We start from the raw sequence: 22,027 nt of genomic DNA, 5'->3' as shown, positions 1-22,027 counted from the left end.
TTGCTGGCAGCATGCTGCCGGGTATACATTTAAAGTCAATCTGCACCAGGGGCTCAGCCATGAACCTGCACAGCCAACACCCCGAAGGCACCTTCAACGGCGCCGCTATCATTGATGAGGACGGCTACGAAGTGCCCATCACTGAAACCATGATCCAGCAGGCCTGCAAGAGCCTTGAGCATCTCGGCCACTATCCCGCCACCGACAACCTCAAGAAGACGCAAACAAGCGCGCCATGATCGGCTGCCACTGGGCGGCCACCCTGCCCTCATGTTGCCAATGATGCAATTCGTGGCGGACGGGATAATGTTTGCGTAACCGGTCGAAGGCCGCTGCCGGATCCGACTCCCGAAGGCTCTCACCCAACCGCTTGTGATCCGCTTCGATCATGTAGGCTCCGTGCAGCAACGCCAGCACATCACTCTCACAGCTGACAGACTGCTCCAGTACCGGTTTGGCTTTTTCCCGGCTCGCCGGGGCCCGCGCCGTTTTCAGCCAGTCACACAAGGCATCGTGGAGCATCTCTGTGCCCTTCAACTTGCCTTCCAGACTGTAGCCCGCAATATGCGGTGATCCAAATGCCACCTGTTGATACAGCGCCTCGGGCACAACCGGTTCACTTTCCCAGACATCCAGAATCGTCAACGGCCCTTTTCCTGTCGCCAGCAAGCCCAGTAGTGCCTGATTATCAATCACCGGTCCCCGGCAGGTGTTGATCAGCATCTGGTCTGCCCCCAGCGCCGCCAGCCTTGCACTGTCCAACAGGTGATGAGTGGCGTCCTCGCCCTCCTCGGTCAGCGGAACATGCAGTGTCAGCACGTCGCAGTCCAGCAGTGCATCTATCGCTTCCAGCCCCGCTACCCCTTGGCGCTGCAACGGGGGGTCGCAGACACGCACCCGCATGCCCAGGGCGGTCAGCCAGTCCGCGACTCGCGCACCAACGTTACCCATACCCACAACGCCCGCAGTGAGGCCTACCGGACTGCACTGACGCTGCTGGCACAACAGCAAGACAGCCTGAAGCACATATTCTGCCACCGCCCGGGCGTTACAACCGGGAGCGTGGGCAAAGGCAATCCCCTGAGACGCCAGCCAGCGCTGATCAATGTGATCCGTACCGATGGTAGCCGAGCCGACAAACCGCACCGGGGTACCGGCCAACAATGCGTGGTCCACATGGGTAACAGAACGCACCAGCAGCACCTTTGCATCCAACAGTTGTTCGCGCTGTAAACGGCGGCCCTCGTGGCGCTCTACCTGCCCCAGAGCCTCAAAGGCCTCAAGGCCAGGCATATTGGCATCAGCAATGATCTTCATGTGTCTCCAGAGGCATCCAGCAGACCCAATGCGGTGCGCCGCACCTGACCGGCATAGCTGTCGCCAAACAGATTGAAATGATTAAGCCAGTGATAAAGGTCATAGACTGGCCAGGGACGCTGCTGCTTCGTATCTGGCAACCTACCCTGATACCCGTGATAAAACGCGGCAGGGGCACGCCCAAACAGGTTTAGCATCGCGAGATCCACCTGAGGGTCGCCATAATAACAGGCTGGATCGAAGAACACCGGCCCCCGCTCCCCCCAGGCCAGGTTCCCCTGCCAGAGGTCACCATGCAGCAAGCTGGCGGCAGGCGCAGCCGGTAGCCAGTGTTCGAGCTGGCCCATGACTTGCTCCACGTAGCGTGTCGCCATGCCATCGAGTCCGCGCCGACGAGCCCGCGTTAATTGAGGGGCAAGTCTCTGTTCACGAAAAAAGTCAGGCCAGCAGGCCATGGAAGCATTGGACTGCGCGCTCCCTCCGACATAGTTGTCCTGCATCGCACCGTACCACTCACTTCGGCAGGCATGCAGATTCGCCAAATGCTCACCGGCCTGATGCCATTGCACCTGTCCTTCCAGTGATCGCAGTTGCCGGAAACTCAGCAACAGCACGGCCCCCGCTTCAACCTCCACACAGGCGATAACGTCAGGAACATCCACCCACCTCCCCAGCTGGGTCAATCCGCAGGCCTCAGCCTGCAACAAGGAGCCTTCAGGATGGAACTTGGCAAACAGGCGTCGCTGCTCACTCTGAAGAACACCGCTTAACGCGGTATCACCACCTGACGCGGGCCAGAACCGCCATTTCTTATCAAAAAAGCGCTCTTTCAGGGCTTTTTCCAGCAAGCTGCCCGCAAATAATGGCATTTTCGTATCAAACACGAGGCTCTCCTTGACAATAGAAGCCACTGAAAAGTGCCTGAAGGCCAATAATGACCGACGTTCGTCCTTGATTTAAGCCATTCTTCTGATTACAACTATCGGCATAGATGCCGAAGAAATACCGGCGAATAACAACAAATGAAGCGATAGCTATCCCATGAAAGCATTTCTGCCTTTTTGCGGCGCCCTGGTTCTGGCTCTGTCTTCCGTTGCCGTGGCCAATAATGATGACGGCCTGTCCGAGCAAATCCGCCAGCTCAAAAACGAAGCGCTGGACCTTAACCGGGACCTGACCCTGCTGGAAAGGGAGCTGATTTACGCCTCTCCACAAACCAACATTTTTGTCTCCGTGGATGTGGGTACGCCTATTCGGCTGGTGGACATCAACCTCACCATTGACGGTGATCATGTCGGCTACCACTTCTATACCGATCAGGAATTCGAATCCCTGACCAAAGGTGGCATTCAACGTCTCTACACCGGCAATCTGGCCAGTGGCCGTCACGTGCTCGAAGCGACCATCACCGGCTATGATCCGCTCGGCAAGGACTATCAGAAAACCACCACCTATACCTTCACCAAGGGGGCTGGTCGCAAGATGGTGGAAATGCAGGTAGTCGACGACCTCAACAAGCAGCAGCACAAATTTGAATTCCGTGAGTGGAATCAGCAATGATCCCGCGACTTTTTCGCCCTTGTCTGCTGGCAGTGTGCATTACTGCCGGCGCGTCGTCTCACGCTGCCAAAGTCGAGTTCTTTGATGACATCGACATGGGGCCCATTCCCCTTGGCGTAGAAGAGCACCGCTACCTGGCTTTCGGTGAAGTCATGTTTGATTTCTACCGGCATGCCAACTTCGACGCCATCAACAAGTTGCTGGTCAATCAGCATCAGGAACTGTTTAACGAAGACACCGATTACGCCGAACTGCTACTGGGCGATCTCTACGTGACGTACGGCCTGCCCGGCAACGCCGAAGTCATCTTCAACCGTTTGCTCAAGAAAGACATTCTCAGCCGGACCCGCGCCCAGACCTGGCTGCACAAGGCGGCACTGCATTATCGCGAAGGGAATCTGGAAGAAGCCGCCATGATTCTGGATGGTGATAACGTCAAGGGACTGGAAGCCGCTGACGAAGCCCGTCGCCGGCTGATGCTCGCCAATATTTTAATGGCAGAGCAAGACTTTATTGGCGCCATGGACTACCTGAACACCGTCCCCGTCGACACGGATGAAGGCCGCTACGCCACCTATAACATGGGTGTCGCCATGATTCGTGCAGGCCACGCAGACGATGGCCTGCAGCTGCTGAAATCCTTGCTCAAGGCCGGCGGCAATTCTGATCAGGCACTGGCCCTGCGCGACCGGGCAGCACTGGCAGCCGGATTGACCGAAATTCGCAACGGGAATCTGGAAAGTGCCCGTAGCGATCTGCGCCAGGTTCGCAGTGATGGGCCCTTCTCTGAAGATGCCCTGCTCGCTCTCGGACTGGCCAACTACCGTGCCGGCGACATAAAACGCGCCCTGCCGTTGTGGCTGGAAGCCGTGCGACGCAACAGCAATCACCCCTCTGTGCAAGAGGCCCTGATGCTGGCGCCGCGGGCTTATGAAGAGCTCGGCGGTATGCCCCAGGCACTGGCAGGCTATCAGTATGCAGCCAGTCAGTACCGTGAGTCCCTGAAAGACATCCAGCGAGCCATCAACCGTATTCAGGAAAGTGGCTGGGCCGAAAATCTGCTGCCCGAAGATGTGAACGAAACCGGCTTTCTTCCCGCCAACACCGATGACATGGCTGCCGGTGGCGAGCTGTCCTATCTTTACAAGCTGTTTTCCAGCAACGCCTTCTCACAGCGCTTCGAGCACTATCGGCAGATTCACCAGATCAAGAGCATGGTCGAGCATTGGCAGCGTTCATTGCCCGCCATGCAGGAAAGCTACACGATTCAACAAGCCAGCCTTAACAAATACCTGCCTCACGTGCGCCAGTCCGTTTCCGAACAGATTCGTCGCCAGGAGCAGCTCACCCTTGCCACGGACCGTCTGGCAAACAACATCCCCAACTTTGTTGATATGAGCGCCCCTGAAGACGTAGCTAATCCGGAACAGGCGATCATGTGGAACAAGGTAGACGGGTTGGCCCGGAAATTCGGCACGATCCCGGGCTCCAGTCACCAGAACGCACTACGACTACGCCGCGTCAGGGGTCTTTTATTGTGGGATATTGCCCACCAGTCGGTAGAACAGCGCGAAAAACAGATTCAAGATGCTGCCACACTCCAGGATGAAAATCGGGTTCTTGCTGAGCGCATTGCCGCGGTCAAACAGCAAATCAGGGATGCCACCCTGCGTACCCGGGACGATCTGGGGACACGACTGGCGTCACAAAGCCAACGGATCGAACGGATCCGTGTAGAAACGATAAAAACGCTTGAGGCACTGGAAAAAAGCATGCAGAACGATGCCCTGGAGCTACTTAAAAGCAACCAGAAAAAGCTGGCTGACCAGCTTGCCGAGGCGCATCTATCCATCGCTCGTATTCAGGATACCTCCGTCTCAGGCGACAAGAATCAGAGGACTTCATCGTGAACCGTTTCCGTCTACACGGTCTCGCTGCTGCCATTATTACTCTCAGCGGTTGTGCCAGCGCGCCCACCAACGGAACGCTCGAGCAACAGGCTCGCTTCGGCGGCACCACGCTGGGCGACCTTGAAAGCACCGACATTGTCATCGAAGAACAACAACTGGATAACGCCACCACCCAGGACGCGCTGGACAGTTATCGCCAGGCCGCGGAACTGTTCGACGACCCTGAACGGCGCGCCAAAACCCTGCGTCGCATGGCCGACCTTGCTTTGTCTTCCGCTACCGAGCAAGACCTCTATGCTGCCCAGGAAGAAGACGAACGCCTTGAGCAACAAGTCGACCAAATGCTCTACGACAACACCATGAATCAGGTAGAAACCACTGACGACACTGAGCGAAAACTCGCGCTCCTGGATGTTGCCGGCAGTGTTGCGCCGTCTGTACCTGATGAAAATGTTGACTACAGCACTGCCATTTCGCTCTACCAGGAGCTTCTGAACAGCACCAACGATCCGAATCAGCGTGCCGAAGCGTATTACCTGCTCTCCAAGGCTTACGCGATGGACGGTGATCTGGACAAGGCTCGCGAAAGCCTGGACGCCCTCGTGAGTCAGTACCCTAACAGTGAGTGGGCTCTGGAGTCCCAGTTCCGTCGTGGTGAGTTGCTGTTCTCTGAAGGCGATTTCGAATACGCGGAAAAGGCGTATGCCGACGTTATCCGTCGTGGCAAAAACAACGAATTCTATAACCAGGCCCTCTACAAAAACGGCTGGAGCCATTACAAGCTCGGCGACTACAAGGAAGCCCAAAACAGCTTCTTCACCTTGCTGGACAACCTGAATGGCCACGCGGCGCTTGATGATGACACCAGCATGGAAGGCAAGCTGTTCAAGGACACCCAGCGAGTCGTCAGCCTGGCGTTCAGCAACCAGGACGGTGCCGAATCTGTACGCAAATGGTTTGCTCGCAACGGCAGCCGGGATTACGAGCCGGAGATCTATCGTACGCTGGGTCAGGTATACCTGAATCAGGAGCGCTTCCGTGATGCCGCGGAAACCTTCGACATGTACGTGAATGCCTATCCCGATTCCGAGCTGGCTCCTGAATTTTCCAGCCTGCAGATCGATTCTTACCAGAAAGGGGGCTTCCCCACTCTGGTCCTGCCAGCCAAGGAAAAATACGTTCAGCACTATGGCATCACCAGCGACTACTGGAACCGCCACCCGGACATTCGCCAACAGTATGTTGATTTGCTGAAAGGCCACATTCTCGATCTGGCGCAATACCACCATGTACTGGCCCAGAAAGCCGGCAAACCCGATGCCTACCTGGCACCGGCGCAATGGTACAAACAGTACCTGGACACCCCGCCCGTCAGCGCCAATCAGGGCGACGTGAATCATCGCTATGCCGACGTGCTCTACGCTGCCAACCAGTACCCCGCAGCCATCACCGAGTTTGAACGCACAGCGTACGGTTACCCCGAATATGCCGAGTCTGGCAATGCCGCCTTCTCCGCCCTGATCGCATATCAACAGATACTCTCAAGCGAGCAGCTACAGGAAGAAGAAAAGGCGCAATGGCGTCAACAGAAAATTGCCAGCTCTCAAAAGTTTGGGCAAAGCTTCCCGCAGCACCCGGAGGTCCCCAACGTCCTGCAGAACACGGCCGAAGACCAATTGGCACTGGGTGATGTTGAGGGCGCCGTCAAAACCGCAGGCATTCTCGTCAGCCGCCAGCCGGCGCCCTCCAATGCTCACTTGATATATGGCTGGGCCACCATAGCCAACGGCGAATTTGACTTGGCCAACTACAAGGTTGCAGAACTGGCCTACGGAAAGTTGCTGGCACTGGAATTGACACCGGAAAACCGCGCCCAATACCGTGAAAAACTGGCGATCAGCATCTATCGTCAGGCCGAACAGGCGCAGCAGGCTGGCGATATGGATCTGGCGGCAGCCACTTTCCTGCGGGTCGGCCAGACCGTGCCTGAAGCCGCAGTCCGCAAGAACGCAGAGTTCGATGCTGCCACTGTGTTCATCGCTCAGGGCCGAAGTGCCGATGCAATCCCGGTGCTGGAAGCGTTCCGTCAGCGCTACCCAGGCGATGCGCTGACCGAAACCATTCCGGACAAATTGGCTGTGGCTTACGAGCAACAGGGTAATTACACCGCCGCTGCAGGTGAGCTGGCACTGATCGCATCCAACTACAAGGCAGAAAACGCAGAGCTATCTCGCCAGGCCCTGTGGAAAGCCGCAGAGATGCAAGACCGTGCCAACCAACCGGAAGCATCCATCGCCCTCTACAAACAGTATCTTCAAGAGTGGCCGGAACCCTACGACTTCCGCTCTGAGGCCCAGTTCCGACTGGTTGAGCTGAATCGAAAAACCGGGAACAGCGAGCGGGAAACCTATTGGCTGAGGCAGCTGGTGACCAGCTACCGGGAAGCTGGCGGCAACGCCACCGACCGTGTTGCCTGGCTTGCGGCCTATGCCAGCTTTACGCTGGCGGAACCAAACTTCCAGAAGTTCAACAGCATCAAGCTGGAGCAACCGCTGAAAACCTCGCTGGCCGCCAAGACCGGCGTCATGAAAACCGCCCTGGCGGATTATCAGGCAGTGGCTGACATTGGTGTCGCTGAGTATGCCACCGCCGCCAACTACAAGATCGGCGAAATGTATCGGGTACTGGCCAAGGATCTGATCGATTCCGAACGCCCCAACGGCCTGGACGAGCTTGAACTCGAAGAATACACCATGCTGCTGGAAGACAAGGCCCTGCCTTACGAGGATCAGGCCATCGATATCCTGATTGCCAATGCGGATCTGGTAACCGACAAGATTTACGACCAGTGGGTGAAGAAAAGCTTTGGCGCCCTCGCCGAGCTGATCCCTGGCCGTTACGCGAAGTTTGAACAGGTTGAGAGCCATGTGGACATTATTTACTGATCACGGCAGGTCATTGCTGGCGGCGTCGGGTCTGACCGTTGCCTTGTTGCTGTCTGGCTGTGCAACTACCGGTGGTGGTCTGGACGGCGAAACGGCCCAGGGACATACCAGCAAATATGAAGGGCAGAAAGCCGGTGGCGCCGCCTCGGACAGCGATGCAGTACACATCCCCCCGGTCCCCCACGACCCAAAAGTCGAAAAGGTGGCTCAGCAAGCCATGGGGGAATATGCACGCGCCCTGCAGACCCGAATGGCAGGCAATGATCAACAGGCGCTGGTCATGTTCCAGTCACTGGCAGAGCGTTACCCACAATTGTCTGGCCCAAGACTGAACGTGGCGTTGATTTACATGCAACAGGAAGATTGGGGAAAGGCAGACAAGGCCTTCCGTGACTGCCTGACCGTGAATGATTCCAACCCCTACTGCCACAACGGCCTGGGGCTGGCCTTGCGCGAACAAGGCAAGTTTGATGACTCACGAATGCATTATCAACGCGCCCTGGCGCTCGATCCCAAGTATGCCCGTGCCCATTTCAATCTGGCGGTTCTTGGCGAGCTGTACCTGCAGGACCTGAATCTTGCCCTGACACATTTCCAGGCTTACCAGGAGCTGCAAAAACAACCGGACACCAATGTGGCGAACTGGATTGTGGATTTGCAGAACCGGGCACCGGACGCCCCCGCCACTCAGCCCGTCGCCGGTAATGGCGCGGGCCAACATAATGGAGATGTGAACTGATGAAACGGATCATTCCAGCCTCTGCACTGTCCAGCGCATCCACCGCATCCGGTCTTGCAGCATGCTCCAGGATCGCCAGCAAGGCGGGTGTGGCAGCGCTTGTTGCCCTGACAACGTTTGCTGCCCTGCCCGCCCACGCTGCAGATGCCACCGACCAGGGTGCCTCCACCAACGTGATCGGCACACAGGAAGCCCCCACCGTGTTGAACGTTGTGCCCTGGAAGGACCGTGAAGTGAAACTGGAAAAGAAAGACCCAACCTCCAGTTTGCTCAATCGGGTTCTTGAGCCTCTGGATCAGGAAGTGCTCATGCGTGAGATCGAATACCACCAACTTCTGACCCAGGAACCTGACAATGACGGTCTGTTCCTCGACTAGGAACCAGATCAGTCAAAGTTACCAGATGCAGACAAGCTTTTTTTCTGATAAATATTAGCCCTTTAGGGGAAGGCAACAGCACCATAATTCTGACTACACTGCTGTCCGCCATTTACAACAACACATCCAAGGAACACCGCAGGAGAAGTCCATGCCCACCACTGCCACTGCTGCCGCACAGAACTCTGGCATTATCGAAACCTCTATCCAGTTTATTCAGGATGGTGGCTTTTTCATGTATCCCATCCTGATCGTGCTGGCACTGGGTCTTGCCCTGTCTCTGGAACGTATCATTTACCTTCAGGCCACCAAGGCCAAGAACCAGAAAACCTGGAAAGACGTTTATCCATTGATTGCCAAGGGTCAGTTCCGTCAGGCGCTGGACGTGGTCAGCAGCAGCAACACCGGTATGGCCAAGGTCATCGGCTATGGCCTGGAGCGTGCCAAAACCGCACGCCGTCATGATGATATCGAGCTGGCCATGGAAGAAGGGCTAATGGAGATCATTCCACGCCTGGAGACCCGCACCCCATATATCGCCACTTTCGCCAACATCGCTACCCTGCTTGGCCTGCTGGGTACCATTCTTGGTCTGATCAGCGCCTTTACCGCCGTCGCCAGTGCCGATCCGGCGCAAAAGGCAGACCTGCTCTCCGCGTCCATTTCCGTTGCCATGAACACCACCGCCTTCGGTCTGATCGCTGCGATCCCGATGTTGCTGGCGTTCGCCTTCATTAACTCCATGACCGGCAAGCTGGTCGACAGCATGGAAATGGCCTCGGTGAAATTCGTTAACGTCTTCCGCCAGGTATCTGCCCAGCAAGAGCGCAAGAACGACGGCCAATAAGCCGAGTTCCTGTATTCGCCAACCTGGTGTAAGGATCTGGTATGCGATTTCGCAGACGACGTTCGCACGACACCGAGGTGGAACTGAACATCACTGCCTTTTTGAACCTGATGGTAGTGCTGATTCCTTTTCTGCTGATCAACGCGGTCTTCGCGCAGGTTTCCATCCTGCAGCTCGACCTGCCCGCGGTGAATGACAGCAGTACTCCCTCGGAAGACGACGACAAAGACAAGCTGGTACTGGAAGTGCTGATCTACGGTGACCGCTATGAAGTGGTAGACCGCAAGAGCAGTGCCGTACTGAAAATCGTGCAAAACAAGGGCGAAGACCATGATGCGTCCGGCCTGCACGACTATCTGGTACAGCTGAAGAAAAAATTCCCGTCCGAGACGGCCATTACCCTGCTCTGTGAGGATGACACGCCCTACGAGGTGATGATCCACACCATGGATGCAGTGCGGCTGTACAACGAAAAAATGAACGGGCAAACCATCAAGAAGGAACTGTTCCCAAGCATCAGCATTGGTTCAGCTCCCGCCGACAAGGCTGGCCAGCAAGGAGGTGACGCGTGAAGAAATCTGCCCGCGCCCGCCGTATGGCTCGCCATCATGGCAAACACAAGGCAGTGGCCACACTGAACCTGACCTCGTTGATGGATATTTTCACCATCTTGCTGATCTTCCTGCTGGTGAACAACAACAACGCAGCCAAGCTCCCGGACAACAAGGATATCCAGCTACCGGAGTCCATTGCCCAGGAGTTGCCCAGTGAAGTGTTGACCATTCAGGTGAGCCCCAACGATGTGATCGTCGAGGGCCAGCGAATTGCCGATACAGAAACAGTGAAAGCCCAGCAAGAACGCACAGTGCAAGCGCTCGTTGACGAGCTCAACTTCCGCGCATCACAAAGCCTGGGCGGCACTGCCGACGAAGAACGGGAAGTCATGATTCTGGCCGACCGAGAAGTCCCCTACGCCGTGATCAAGAAGTTGATGCGTAGCTGTATGGAAACCCCCTATACCAAGGTGGCCTTCGCTGTACTGAAAGTGGCAGAGGAGGATGATGAATGACGCAGAATAACAAGAACATGCTGCGCATCCTCATTGATGGCACCCTGCCCTGGGACAAGCAAGAGGGGGAAAACCGGCGCCTTTACGGCATCGTACTGGTCCTGTTGATTCTGGCCCTGTTCCTGATGATTCTGGTGGAATCTGTCACCATCGAGAAACCGGATCGCCGCGAACAGCAGAAAATTCCGGAGCGGCTTGCCCAGCTGGTGATGGAAAAGAAAAAGGAACCACCACCCCCTGAACCAGAGCCTGAGCCCGAACCGGAGCCAGAAGAAAAACCGGATGAACCGAAGCCGGAAGAGCCGAAACCCGAGCCCAAACCTGAGCCGAAGCCGGAGCCCAAACCTGACCCCACGCCACAACAGCGTGAGCAGGCCAGGGAAACCGCCCGTGCCAAGCTGGAAGAAGATCTCGGAGACTCCCTTGCCGGGCTGGATGACATCGGCCCGCTGGTCACCGCTGGATCCGACTTGCGGACCGGAGGCAGCAGCGAGGCGAAGGCCGAGCGTGACCTGATTGGTAAACGTGCCGGCAGCGGTTCAGGGGGCGTCGCGGTCGCCAAGGCCTCCAGTGGTGGTGGCGGTGGTGGCACTCTGTCTTCTGGCACCGTGGGTGGTGGCGCCCAGGTCGACAGCAAGATTGCTGAATCCGGCCAGGCGGCTAGCACTACCCGCAAGGGCAGCGATGGCAAGAGCCGACGTACCCAGGAGCAGCTGCGCCGTGTGTTTGACCGTTATGCGGGCAAATTCAACAGCCAGTACCAGCGCGCCCTGCGTAGCAACCCTGCCCTGCAAGGTACCGTGGTACTCCACCTCGTGATTGCGCCCAGCGGTGAAGTTACCGATGTGAAAATCAAGTCCAGCCAGCTGAATGACGACAAGCTTGAGCGTCGTATCCTGCTGGTCGCCAAAGGCATGGACTTCGGCGCCATGAATGTGGAGGTCTGGAAGGGAGACTACAAGCTCAACTTCTTCCCCAACTGATCCTGCTTTCATGAAAACAAAAACGCCCTGCAATGCAGGGCGTTTTTGTTTGGATTCAATCAACCCGGCTGATTCAGCTCAAGGCCGCCAGCGCATCGCGTAACGGTCCGGGAATTGGCACCGGCCTGCCGCTCTCACGGTTTACAAACACGTGAACCACAAAACCGGTGGCCTTTGCCACGCCTTCGTTGCCAAACAGAGCCAATCCGTAGCGCACAGAACTGTTGCCCAGTTTGTCCACTTTCATCCCCACCACCAACGGTTCCGGGTAGGCGGCCGCCTCCAGGTAATCACAGCCGGAGCTCACCACGTAAGCGATATGCTCGCCTTGGTGAATATCCAGCCCGCCTTCATCGATCAGATAGCGGTTGATGGTGGAATCAAAATAGCTGTAATACACCACATTGTTAATGTGTCCATAAATATCGTTATCGCTCCAGCGGGAATCCACCGGACACAGATAGCCATATTCTTCTCGGGCCGGACGTGACTGCTTGTCTGTCATTAATAGACTGCCTTGTAGATAGCGAGGGCATCTGCCTCGGTGACTTCGCGAGGATTATTGACCAGCAAACGTTGCTGCAGCATGGCGTCGGAGGCCAAGGTTTCCAGACTCTCTTCGGTGACCCCGGCATCACGTAGCCGAACCGGCAGCCCGACCGCTGCAATCAACGATTCCAGCGCAGCAATCAGCACCCCTGCCCCGTCTTCATGATCGGCAAATGGCCGATCACTGAGAATTGGCGCCAGCTCTGCGTATAAAGGCGCCGCAGTCACGGCGTTGAATTTGAGTACCTCTGGCAACACCAGGGAATTGCTCAAGCCGTGGGGAATATGGAAATGTCCGCCCAGCGGATAGGCCAGTGCATGCACTGCCGCCACCGGCGCATTGGCAAAGGCCTGCCCTGCCATCATGGCACCCAGAAGGCATGCTTCACGGGCAGGGAGATTACTGCCATCTTTCACGGCGGTAACCAGATTGGCGCCGAGCAAGCGCAGGGCTTCCCGTGCCAGCATATCGGAATAGGGATTCTTTTTGTGGGCACTGGTGTAGGCCTCAATGGCATGCACCATGGCATCCACACCGGTGGCAGCGGTCACATGCGGCGGCAGGCCGAGCGTCAGCTCCGCATCCAGTACTGCCAGATCCGGAAGCAGCGAGGGAGCAACGACCCCAGCCTTGGTGGTTTCTCCAGTGGTAACGATGGCTACCGGCGTGACCTCAGAGCCCGTGCCAGCAGTGGTTGGCACCTGAAACAAGGGAAGCCGTGGGCCTGTCGCCAATCCCACGCCGTAAATGTCTGCCAGCGACTGGGTGGCATCCGGGTGAGCTAACAGGGCCACCAGCTTGGCCACGTCCATGGACGAACCACCGCCAAAGCCGATCACCAGATCGGCGCCATTATCCCGCGCGCAGTCTGTAGCATCCAGCACGATGCGATCAGCCGGGTCAGCACTCACCTCATCGTAGATGAACAGCGGCATGCCCGCCCTGGCAAAGCTCTCTTCTACCGGGCCTAGCAATGGCGTGCTGCGGATACCGGGATCGGTCACCAGCAGCACGCGGGATGCACCTTTCTCGGCACACAGTTGTGGCAAACGGCCTGCCGCACCAGCCTCTACAAGTACCCGGTGTGTTGTGGCGAATTCGAAGCCCATCATGACGCATAACTCCCTGAAAGATGGATGCCATATGCTAGCACAGCCCTACGGGGCAAATGTCGCCACCATGGCGGCGGATCACGTCATTTCAGAGAATGGTGACGCTGGTGTCACAGGCATGCCCAACCCCGTTCAGTTTTGGACATCCGCAAAGAGAATCATCACTGAGATCGCAGAACACACAGCGGTTAAACCGTCTTTTCCTCAATACCTTATGGGGTAAGTAATATCGCTGGGTATCGCGCCGCCAGCGACGCTCCTACGGGTTGGTGGAGGGAGAGAAGAGGATCGCGGGTTAGGGGTAAGCGTGTTGATCGGGTCGGACGCCGGACAGCCAGCTTCCCCCTAACCCGTGATGAAGCAAAAAAAAGCGAACCCCAAGGTTCGCTTTTTCCAGACAAAGAACCCAGATCCGTCAGCCAATAAAATAATTGGCGGCATTGTCGTTGATCTGGTCACTTACGTATTTCGCCAAAGCCTGAACCGTCCACTGGATCGGTGCACTGATCGACTCTGGAATCAGACTGGAGTCCGCCACAAACAGCCCCGGCGTGTCATGCAACTCGCCCGTGGGGGACACCACTGACTGATAGGGGTCTGCGCCCATACGACAGGTGCCATGGGGACTGAAGCTGTTACTACGGAAGGTGTACAGACCCTTGATGCCGTAATCCACCTCATCCATCTTGGCGTCCAGTTCGAAGACCGAATTGGCTTCCAGACTCTGGAAGGTTGGCAAAAAGACTTTCTCGGCACCACCAGAGAAGAAAATGCGGGCAGCCAGCGTCGCTGATGCCTTCATATTTTCGAACTCTTCGCGGCTGGGGTTCCAGTGAATGGTCTTGTCACCGGTGTAAGCGTCACCGTCCCATTGCACGTACCCTTGCCCCAAATCGCGGCTAAAGGCATTCACGCCAGCGTAGTACTTGTAGTCTTTCATGAACTCCATGTGCGCCTTGCCTGCTTTCATGTCTCCCTGTGCCAACAAGGACTCAGGCTCGGCAAGACCGGAGAAAATGGTATAGCCATCAGTGTGGGTAAATTCATCGACCTGCACCCCAACCAGGGCACCACGGAACCCGTACAGAGGCTCCTTGAACTTGCCCAGTACCTGGGTAAACGGCTGAATCGCCAGGTTACGGCCAAGCTGACCACTGCGGTCCTTCACCTGACTGCGCTGCAAAATCAGGGGGGTATGAATCGCCCCGGCAGCCAGCACAACCATGTCGGCATCCACATTCATGGTCGCCACTTGCGCACCACTATCAGGATCGGTAATACGGGCCTCGACCCCGCGGGCACGGCCATCCAGCATGCGCACCCGTACCACTTCGGTATCGGAGAAAATCCTGGCGCCGTAGGCTGCCGCCCAGGGCAGATGGGTAACCAGTGAGCTCATCTTGCGGTCGGAGGGACAGCCCGCCAGGCAATGCCCTGTCAGCGCGCACTGTTTCACGTTGCGCTGGGCTGGCTTCCAGGAAAACTTCATTTTCTCGCAGCCCTGAATCACCTTGTGGGCACAGGCGTTGATCTCATGGGCTTCGTTGGTATGAATCTGCAGCTGATCCGCTATCGTATCGAGATAAGACCGAAAGTTTTTCGCAGACAGGTTTTCAAGGCCGTATTTCTCCGCCCAGCCATCCAGTACCTTGTCGCCGGGCTCTTCCATTACGCAAGCGCCCACGACCGTGGAGCCGCCTACACAGGCACCCTGCACAAAGATGATGTCTGCCGTGGTATTTACCTGCCCCACCTGATCCTGGTAGATCTTGGTCATGGTATCGCCAAGGTGCTCGGTAAACTGGGAGCTGGGGTAATAACGGCCAGACTCCAGCACCAGCACATCCCGGCCGGCTTTGGCCATTTCGTAGGCCACCATGGAGCCAGCGGCACCTGAGCCCACCACCACCACATCCGTTTTCAGGGTGAACTGTTTACCGAGGCTGGCATCCAGTGCCACATCTTTCGCCTGGGTAACGGGAACCCCATCCCTTGGAACGCGTACAAAAGCCATAATTCCCCCTCTCAGGCTCGCGGCAAGGGCGCATTGCCCAATCGACGAACACCCCACATCTCGGTTACCGGGCCGTGATACTCCAGGCCAGGCCAAGTGCGCTCATCACGCCAGTAGTTCAACGCCACCAGCGCCTTGAGGGTGGTCATCAAACCACGCTCAAAAAAGGTGCCTTCCTGCATTGCATCGACGTATGCCAGGGCTTTTTCGTCCGACAGAGAAGTGAATTTGCTGAACTTGAAGCTGACCATGGGCCGATTGTTGAACACCCAGATGCCCAGTCCCATCAGGTCCCGGGTCTGCTTGGGTAGGCGCTGGGCCATCATGTCGATGTTTTCGACCGTGGGAACCACCGTCGTGCTGGACGGCAGCCCATAGCTCTCGGCGGGAAGCATGACTTCCGTGAGGCGGGTAATCACCTCGACTTCATCCGGGGTAAGGCTATGGTACTGGAGGGTTTCAGGCGCCTCACGGCGGCCAAACAGGCTGGAACAGCCACTGGACAGGGCCGCACCGGCAAGCACTGAAGTGCGCAGAAAACCGCGACGGCTGAGTGGCTCCAGACCGGCCAGATAGCCGGGCAAAGGCGCACGGTTATTGTTCTTCATCAACACCCTCTCCTGGGCAGGCCATCATCCGGGCCCTTGTTGTTATTGGTGGAGCGGTAACAGATTCAGAGTCTATAACAAACCGTAACAAACGCCAAAGCCCGCAATGACGCTACCGCCAACACAGCAGGTCATTTGGGTCCGGCCTTGAGGTATCAGGCCATATGACGGGCAATCCGGGTAGCCAGGGCGTATACCGTAATCTGGGGATTGACGATGATCGAGGTCGGCAGCAGGCTGGCATCGGCCACGTACAGCCCCTTCACGTCATGGGTCTCACCGTTGGCCTTGACCACGCTCTGCTCAGGGTCTGCCCCCATCCGGCAGGTCCCCTGCGGGTGGTAACTCACCATTCTCAGGTGCTGTGGCAGGTTTTCGAGCCCACCTACTTCCCTGTCGATATCGCCCTCATTACGGATCACACGTTTGTCGCTGGCCGGCACATAGACTTCCGTGGCTCCGGATGCCAGATGCAGGCGCGCCGCGGCCTTAATGGCACGCTGCATGGACGGAAAGTCCATGTCACTGAGTTGGTAGTCGATTTTCTTTTTCTCGCCATCCCATTCGATACGGCCAACATTGTGATCATGAATCAGGGTAACCAAGCCGGCCAGATATTTTGCATTGGCCATGTAATCCATGAATGGCGCCCCACTGCCCGGCTCGGCCAGCATCGACATTTCCACCAGCCCGAAACCACCATCCTCCAGGACAAAGCCCCCCTTATCGGGGTGCTCAAACTCATCCACATAGACCCCGAGCAAGGCCCCACGCCAGGGGTGGACAGGTTCTGGATAACGGGCAGCGACCAGCAAGGACGGGTGGCAGGCAAAATTGCGCCCTACCATGTCGGAACGGTTGGCCAGCCCGCTCTTGAGCAGCAGGATCGGTGACTGCACAGCCCCCGCCGCCAGTACCACGCGCGGTGCCGTCACCCGCAAGGTGGCAGCCTGACTGCCATCATGACGGGTAATGACCGCCTCCACTCCCGTCGCCTCGCCCCCTTCCGCCAGAATGCGTTCGACCCGGGTATCGGCATAGATCTTCGCACCATGGGCAACCGCCCACGGGAGATAGGTGACCAGCATCGATTGTTTGCGCTCTGTCTTGCAGCCAGACAGGCAATGCCCCGTCAGGCCACACTCGCGAATATTGCGTTTCAACGGTTTGACCGACCAGCCAAGCTTGTTCGCGCCGGCACGGATCAACCAGCCATGGCGGGCTATCTCGTGGGGGCCGTTGTCGTGCACCGACAGATTCTTCTCGACCTCATCGAAATAAGGCGCCAGTTCGTCCTGCGTCAGCTCATCGAGCCCGAAGTCCCGCTGCCAGTCCTCCAGGATGAAATCCGGCGTGCGAAAGCATACGCAACCATTCACCACCGTAGAGCCGCCCACACAGGCGCCCTGCAGCACCAGCAAGTCACCGCTGCTATTGGTCTGACCACCATGGTCTTGGTAAAGGGTTTCCAGGCTGTTGGTGAATTTTTCAGTAAAGTCCTGTGAGGGCACGTAGGGGCCCGCTTCCAGCACAATGACCTTCTTGCCTTTACGTGCCAGCTCATAGGCGGCCACCGCCCCCCCGGCACCCGAGCCCACCACCACCACATCGGCCTGTAACTCAAGATGCGATTCCGTCACGTCGCTGGCTTCGTGGACCTTCAGGCCCGAGGCCTGCCACTTCACTTCACTCATACGTTATCCCCCTCAGACACCGTTGAGGCCATGCTGGGTGACTCAGGCATAGGCGCATTGCCCAGATAAGGCAGCCCCCAGCGGTCACTCACCGGGCCATCGAACTCAACCGGCGTCCAAGTGGGCTCCTCCTGCCAGTAGGCGCTGTAAACCAGCTGTTTGATGACCGTCGCCAGAGTTCGCTGAATGACACTGCCCTCCCCCCAACGGTCGAAAAATTCACAGGCCTGAGCGTCGTCAAGATCCACAAAACGACAGCCATGACTGAACACCGCCGCGTTATCGAAAAGTCCCAGGCCGGTGCCCAGTTCCTTGCGGGTTACAGGATCAAGATAGCTGAGGGTCCGTTGAACGTTCTGCACTACCGGTACCTTATCGCTGTGAACAAGGGCGGTGCCAATCACCGGCAGCAAGGCCTGCCGAGCACGGTCGAACAGATGAAATTCGGCAGCGGACAAGCCGGTGGCCCACGGGGGGACTGGCTGGTCGTCCAGGGGAGAGCGGCGCAGTAGCGCAAAGCCACCCGCCGCCACGGCAGCCACACCTGCAACCCCGAAAAGACCGAGTTTCAGAAAACGGCGGCGGGCCATTCCCTGCTGCCAGACGGCAGAAATTCGGCGTGACTGAAGGTGACTGTTCATGGCATTTCCCGAGCTGACAGCATTCCGGCCAAGCTAAAGAAAAGCCCACTTGAATACAATATGTTTACCTGACACTGCGAGTTGACCGCACAGCACAACATTCGCACAGTGCGTGTCTACTGCTGTGGATCAGTCCCCATCCACAGGCACCCGATCCCCTACGGCGACAGGGTCCTGGTGGATAATCACATCAGCATTCGGAAACGCACTGACGATATCGTCCTGAATCTGGCAAACCAGCGTATGGGCCTGCCTCAGGGTCAGGGTTTCATCCAGGTCCACGTGCAGCTGAATAAAACTGGTTCGACCGGACTGCCGGGTACGCAAGTCGTGAAATCCCAATGCCTGCGGATGAGAGGACACAATGGCAGCAATCCGGGTGCGGACATCATCGGGCATTTCCCGATCCAGCAATAACTGGCAGGCATCCCAGGCGATACGCCATGCGCTGAACAGGATGAAAATCGCGATTACAAGCCCAACCGATCCGTCCAGCCACAACCAGCCAAGCTGACTCAGGGCCAGCACCGCAATGATCCCCACATTGACCGCCAAGTCTGACAGATAGTGCAGCGAATCTGCCTCAATCGCCGTAGAGCCCGTCTCGCGGACCACATATTTCTGGATCAACAGAAGCCCGAATGTCAGCACAATGGAGAACACCATCACCGCAATGCCAACGCCGCTTTGTTCTATCGGGGAAGGTTCAAGAAGTTTGAGTACTGATTGATGAATCAGAAACAGCGACGATGCCGCGATGAACACCGCTTGCCCCAGCCCAGCCAGCGCTTCCGCTTTGCCATGACCGAAACGGTGTTCGTCATCTGCAGGCACCAGGGAATAGCGGATCGCAAAGAAATTGATCAGGGACGCCAGCGAGTCCATGACAGAGTCCACCAGCGAGGCCAGTAGACTCACCGAACCCGTCAACAACCAGGCCAGCGTTTTCGCAGCAATCAACATCAGTGCGGTCAGCACCGAGGCAGCCGCGGCCATATGCAACAAGCGGTGCTCGCGGGGAGTATCCTTGGCCATTTCCTTGGACTCGGGTCGGGTTATTGTTTTGGAAGATACTGCATGGGATCCACCGGCTTGCCGTCCTTGCGGATTTCGAAATGCAACTGGGTACGGAAAGTCCCACTGGAGCCCATGGTCGCCACCTGCTGTCCAGCTTTTACCGTATCGCCTTCCTTCACCAGCATCTTGTCGTTGTGCGCATAGGCACTCAACCAGCGCTCACTGTGTTTGATAATCAGCAGATTGCCATAACCGGTCAGGCCACTGCCCCGGTAAACAACACGCCCATCGGCGGCGGCAACCACCGGACTGTTATGGCGTCCTGAAATGGCAATGCCCTTTCGACCGGAGCTGGCATTGGAAAACCGCTCGACGACACTGCCGCTGGCTGGCCAGCGCCAGGTAACCGGGCCAGCCACTGGTGATGAAGACGGCGTCGGGGAAGCCGTCGATGACGGTTTCGGGGCGGGTTTGACCGCCGGAGAAGGCTTGGCAGCCGGTGCGGGCTTGCTGGTTGATGACGGTTTGCTCGACGTCACCGGGGCCGTTGCTGACGATGACGCCAGCGCCAATGAAATACGCTGCCCCGGATAAATGGTATAGGGCGCCGGGATGCGGTTGGCCTTGGCCAGCTCCCGATAATCCCAACCATAGCGCCAGGCAATGGAATACAGGGTCTCACCTTCACGCACATGGTGAGTCCCGGAAGTGACCTTGCGCTGCCTGGCATCCTGCCCATAGATATCGACCACAGGCGCAAAATTCTTCGCGCTGCAGCCGCTCATCAGGACCAGAAACAGGATTGCCGCAATACCACGCATCAGTTCGGGAAGATGTCCTCTATTGCCAACGGGAATCCGCATTGTGCAGCGGTGCCAGCCGGTGCAGTAATGCGACCAGAATGATCGCGATCACTGCGGTACACAACGATAACAGCAGCCGGGCGTCTTCACCGGTCGCTGCCGCATAACCCGCCGGGCTGAACCACTGGTCGTTCAAACCGGTGGCATCCGCGACCCGCCACGGCCACAGCTTTACCAGGGAGCCAGCCATAAAACCCGCCAACAACGCCATCACGGTGTCATGGAAGCGCTGCAGAGTCCATTTGAGCACATGGACAAAACTCAACAAGCCCAGACCACACCCGACAAGGAACGCAGCCAGCAACGCCCACTGCCCATTTTTTACAGCTTCAAGGACCGGCTGGTACATGCCCAGTAAAAGAAGGATAAAACTGCCGGAAATGCCGGGCAGAATCATGGCGCAGATCGCCAACATACCGCTGAAGAAGAACACGGTAGCGCCAGCGCCATCGGCCGATACCCCCGGTGCAAGCGCAATCAGAACCGCAATGGCCGTCCCGGCACAAAAGGCCGCAATCTGAACAGGGCCACGTTGCGTTAGCGGGTACAACACCAGGAAGATACTGGCAACGATCAAGCCGCTGAAAAACGCCCATACAGGAACAGGGTGCGCTTCAAGCAACCAGGTAATGACCCGTGCCAACAAGGCAATGCTGGTAAAGATGCCGGCCAGCAGCGTCAGCAAAAACGTGAAATTCCCCTGCTGCCAGGCTGCCACGAAGCCTTCCCGCCGCCACACTCCCAACAGACGAGGAGTGATCCCCCCCAGAGTATTGATCAGCTCTTCGTAGATGCCGGTGATCAGCGCCAGCGTGCCACCGGAAACGCCGGGCACCACATCGGCGGCACCCATGGCCATGCCACGAAAGAAAATACCGGGTCGAATCATTATCAGCCTCATGCATCACACCAAGCTCCTCAGTGTGATTTCGAATTTGTTGTTCTCAAGCCCTGGAGGGGCAAGCTTCAAGCTGCAAGCCACAACGCGAATCACTGTTTGTGGTTCTTTGAGCCTTACAGCCGCGCCCCAGCGAATGAACGCGGGCACGGCGTTTCAACATTCAATAAGCCAGACCGCGCCTTGCAGCTCGAAACTTGTAGCTTGCAGCTTTTTTACCGCATCACACCACGCTGGAAGGGGACAAAACGCACCGCATCCAGTGACTGGCTATGGAACTCGTCGCCGTCACGATCCACGACAGTCAGAATCTGCTTGCGATCATCCCCGACCGGCATGACCAAACGACCGCCGTCGGCCAGTTGATCGAGTAACTCCTGGGGGATATCGGCACGTGCACAGGCCGCCAGAATGCCATCAAACGGGGCCTCGCTTTTCCAGCCGAAGCCCCCATCGGCGTGCTTAAGCTGTACCTTGGCAAGCCCCAGTCGTAACAAGCGCTTGCGTGCCTGATCCTGTAAGGGTCGGATACGCTCAACGGAATAAAGTTCATCACAATACGGTGCCAGAACCGCAGTCTGGTATCCGCAACCGGTACCGATTTCGAGAATTTTGCGACGTCGATCACCGGCCATCAACAACTCGGTCATCCGTGCGACGACCCAGGGCTGGGAAATGGTTTGCCCGTGACCAATGGGCAGGGCTGTATCGTCATAAGCCTGGTGTGCCAGGGCTTCTTCGATAAAAAGATGGCGGGGTGTATTGCGAATGGTATCCAGAATTCGTTCATCCTGAATACCGGCATCCCGAAGCCGCTGCACCAGACGATCCCGGGTCCGTGCAGAGGTCATACCGATGCCGCTAAGTTGGATATCCATGCTGT

At 57.3% G+C, this 22,027-nt stretch carries 22 protein-coding genes; 10 read left to right on the top strand and 12 right to left on the bottom strand.

Features of this window, described 5'->3' with window-relative positions; genetic code table 11:
- Positions 1-59 precede the first annotated feature (59 nt).
- Positions 60-239: a PA1571 family protein gene (locus tag A15D_RS06025; protein WP_102791196.1), complete on the top strand. Its 180-nt coding sequence runs from the start codon at positions 60-62 to the stop codon at positions 237-239.
- Here the strand turns inward: A15D_RS06025 and A15D_RS06020 are convergent.
- Both A15D_RS06020 and A15D_RS06015 read right to left on the bottom strand, forming a co-directional pair.
- Positions 211-1,317, bottom strand: coding sequence for a 4-phosphoerythronate dehydrogenase (locus A15D_RS06020; RefSeq protein ID WP_102791195.1), 1,107 nt, complete (start codon positions 1,315-1,317; stop codon positions 211-213). The two genes, A15D_RS06025 and A15D_RS06020, sit on opposite strands and share 29 nt — an antisense overlap.
- Positions 1,314-2,201 (bottom strand): fructosamine kinase family protein, encoded by an 888-nt coding sequence (locus A15D_RS06015; RefSeq protein ID WP_233192113.1) that lies wholly within the window; start codon positions 2,199-2,201, stop codon positions 1,314-1,316. The genes A15D_RS06020 and A15D_RS06015 overlap by 4 nt, the downstream gene beginning before the upstream one ends.
- Positions 2,202-2,358: 157 nt before the next feature.
- On the opposite strand from A15D_RS06015, the gene A15D_RS06010 reads away from it, so the two are divergent.
- The 9 genes from A15D_RS06010 to A15D_RS17165 all read left to right on the top strand — a co-directional run bounded on the left by A15D_RS06010 (position 2,359) and on the right by A15D_RS17165 (position 11,747).
- Entirely contained in the window at positions 2,359-2,877 is a 519-nt protein-coding gene (locus tag A15D_RS06010) for a hypothetical protein (protein ID WP_199175802.1), read from the top strand.
- Entirely contained in the window at positions 2,874-4,787 is a 1,914-nt protein-coding gene (locus A15D_RS06005) for a lipopolysaccharide assembly protein LapB (RefSeq protein WP_102791194.1), read from the top strand. The genes A15D_RS06010 and A15D_RS06005 overlap by 4 nt, the downstream gene beginning before the upstream one ends.
- On the top strand, positions 4,784-7,732 hold the full coding sequence (locus tag A15D_RS06000; RefSeq protein WP_233192112.1) for a tetratricopeptide repeat protein: 2,949 nt from the start codon (positions 4,784-4,786) through the stop codon (positions 7,730-7,732). Before A15D_RS06005 ends, A15D_RS06000 begins: the two co-directional genes overlap by 4 nt.
- A complete protein-coding gene (locus A15D_RS05995; protein WP_102791193.1) occupies positions 7,713-8,471 on the top strand; it encodes a tetratricopeptide repeat protein in 759 nt (252 codons plus the stop codon). Before A15D_RS06000 ends, A15D_RS05995 begins: the two co-directional genes overlap by 20 nt.
- Complete coding sequence (locus A15D_RS05990; protein ID WP_233192111.1) at positions 8,471-8,848, top strand: hypothetical protein; 378 nt, start codon at positions 8,471-8,473, stop codon at positions 8,846-8,848. The genes A15D_RS05995 and A15D_RS05990 overlap by 1 nt, the downstream gene beginning before the upstream one ends.
- Before the next feature lie 151 nt (positions 8,849-8,999).
- Positions 9,000-9,695 carry a MotA/TolQ/ExbB proton channel family protein gene (locus A15D_RS05985; protein ID WP_102791192.1) on the top strand — a complete coding sequence of 232 codons (696 nt, stop codon included), beginning with the start codon at positions 9,000-9,002 and terminating at the stop codon, positions 9,693-9,695.
- Positions 9,696-9,736: 41 nt separating this feature from the next.
- Positions 9,737-10,267: a biopolymer transporter ExbD gene (locus A15D_RS05980; RefSeq protein WP_102791191.1), complete on the top strand. Its 531-nt coding sequence runs from the start codon at positions 9,737-9,739 to the stop codon at positions 10,265-10,267.
- A complete protein-coding gene (locus A15D_RS05975; RefSeq protein WP_102791190.1) occupies positions 10,264-10,764 on the top strand; it encodes a biopolymer transporter ExbD in 501 nt (166 codons plus the stop codon). The genes A15D_RS05980 and A15D_RS05975 overlap by 4 nt, the downstream gene beginning before the upstream one ends.
- Positions 10,761-11,747: an AgmX/PglI C-terminal domain-containing protein gene (locus tag A15D_RS17165; RefSeq protein ID WP_146026855.1), complete on the top strand. Its 987-nt coding sequence runs from the start codon at positions 10,761-10,763 to the stop codon at positions 11,745-11,747. Before A15D_RS05975 ends, A15D_RS17165 begins: the two co-directional genes overlap by 4 nt.
- A gap of 73 nt (positions 11,748-11,820) precedes the next feature.
- Here the strand turns inward: A15D_RS17165 and A15D_RS05960 are convergent, their stop codons facing one another.
- From A15D_RS05960 to A15D_RS05910, 10 genes are all read right to left on the bottom strand, one after another.
- Entirely contained in the window at positions 11,821-12,252 is a 432-nt protein-coding gene (locus A15D_RS05960; RefSeq protein ID WP_102791187.1) for a thioesterase family protein, read from the bottom strand.
- Positions 12,252-13,409 (bottom strand): iron-containing alcohol dehydrogenase, encoded by a 1,158-nt coding sequence (locus tag A15D_RS05955; protein WP_102791186.1) that lies wholly within the window; start codon positions 13,407-13,409, stop codon positions 12,252-12,254. Before A15D_RS05955 ends, A15D_RS05960 begins: the two co-directional genes overlap by 1 nt.
- Positions 13,410-13,824: 415 nt before the next feature.
- Positions 13,825-15,423 carry an FAD-dependent oxidoreductase gene (locus tag A15D_RS05945; RefSeq protein ID WP_102791184.1) on the bottom strand — a complete coding sequence of 533 codons (1,599 nt, stop codon included), beginning with the start codon at positions 15,421-15,423 and terminating at the stop codon, positions 13,825-13,827.
- Between the two features lie 11 nt (positions 15,424-15,434).
- A complete protein-coding gene (locus tag A15D_RS05940) occupies positions 15,435-16,031 on the bottom strand; it encodes a gluconate 2-dehydrogenase subunit 3 family protein (RefSeq protein ID WP_102791183.1) in 597 nt (198 codons plus the stop codon).
- 155 nt (positions 16,032-16,186) lie between these two features.
- On the bottom strand, positions 16,187-17,725 hold the full coding sequence (locus tag A15D_RS05935; protein WP_102791182.1) for a GMC family oxidoreductase: 1,539 nt from the start codon (positions 17,723-17,725) through the stop codon (positions 16,187-16,189).
- A complete protein-coding gene (locus tag A15D_RS05930) occupies positions 17,722-18,366 on the bottom strand; it encodes a hypothetical protein (protein WP_102791181.1) in 645 nt (214 codons plus the stop codon). The genes A15D_RS05935 and A15D_RS05930 overlap by 4 nt, the downstream gene beginning before the upstream one ends.
- A gap of 129 nt (positions 18,367-18,495) precedes the next feature.
- On the bottom strand, positions 18,496-19,401 hold the full coding sequence (locus A15D_RS05925) for a cation diffusion facilitator family transporter (RefSeq protein WP_102791180.1): 906 nt from the start codon (positions 19,399-19,401) through the stop codon (positions 18,496-18,498).
- Between the two features lie 20 nt (positions 19,402-19,421).
- Positions 19,422-20,204, bottom strand: coding sequence for a peptidoglycan DD-metalloendopeptidase family protein (locus tag A15D_RS05920; RefSeq protein ID WP_102791179.1), 783 nt, complete (start codon positions 20,202-20,204; stop codon positions 19,422-19,424).
- Positions 20,205-20,223: 19 nt separating this feature from the next.
- Positions 20,224-21,147: a DUF368 domain-containing protein gene (locus A15D_RS05915; RefSeq protein ID WP_233192109.1), complete on the bottom strand. Its 924-nt coding sequence runs from the start codon at positions 21,145-21,147 to the stop codon at positions 20,224-20,226.
- Positions 21,148-21,359: 212 nt separating this feature from the next.
- Positions 21,360-22,022, bottom strand: a complete 663-nt coding sequence (locus tag A15D_RS05910) for a protein-L-isoaspartate(D-aspartate) O-methyltransferase (protein WP_102791177.1) — start codon at positions 22,020-22,022, stop codon at positions 21,360-21,362.
- Positions 22,023-22,027: the final 5 nt, after the last annotated feature.

This window comes from Alcanivorax sp. MD8A (genome assembly GCF_002888555.1).
Classification (GTDB): domain Bacteria; phylum Pseudomonadota; class Gammaproteobacteria; order Pseudomonadales; family Alcanivoracaceae; genus Alcanivorax.
Note: the sequence above shows the minus strand (reverse complement) of the source record. Positions and strands in the feature narration are given on the sequence as shown.